Below are 621 nucleotides of genomic sequence, written 5' to 3' on the forward strand. Positions count from 1 at the left end.
CCACGTCCACGACCGCGGCACGGCTCCGGCCTGCCGCCGCGGGACGGCCCCGTACCCCGATGACGGGACCGCCCCGTGCCCCGGACACCACCCCGTGGCCCCGGGTGCCTCCTCGGCGCGCTTCGGCCGGCCCGGGCGTACGGGCCCCGCCGTCGCGCGGAGGGCCGCCGTCGCCCGGTATCTGCTGCCCGCCGCCGGGCTGCTCGCCGTCGCGTACGCGCTGCGCCCCGCGACGGCCGCCGAGGCGCCGCACCGCTGGCTGCTCGCGGCGGCCGGAGCGGTCCTCGCGGTGGCCGGGGCCTGGTCCTGTCTGCGGCGCGGTCCGCTGCGACTCGCGGACGCCCCGCCCGGCGCGGCGCCGCTGTGGACCTGCTGGCTGCTGGGCTACGCGCTGGGCGGTGACGCGCTGCTCGCGGCGCTGCTCGGCGGCGGCCCGGACAGCCTCCGGATCGGCACCGGCCCGTACGCCGCCGTGACCGTCCTGGCGCCGGCCCTCGCGGTCGGGCCGGCGGCCTGGTGCGCCCACCGGTTCGCGCTGCGGGTGCGGCGGGCGCTGGCCGGATGCCGGGGGCCGCGTGACTTCGCGGGCCGGGTCCGGCCGGCGCTGTTCGCGGCCGTCGC

General features: G+C 82.4%; 1 pseudogene. It reads left to right on the forward strand.

The window, feature by feature from the left end:
* Window positions 1-94: 94 nt before the first annotated feature.
* Window positions 95-621: pseudogene (locus GCU69_RS08680) on the forward strand (hypothetical protein); the annotation flags it as partial.

Origin of the sequence: Streptomyces lycii, from assembly GCF_009735685.1 — a bacterium.
Lineage (GTDB): Bacteria > Actinomycetota > Actinomycetes > Streptomycetales > Streptomycetaceae > Streptomyces > Streptomyces lycii.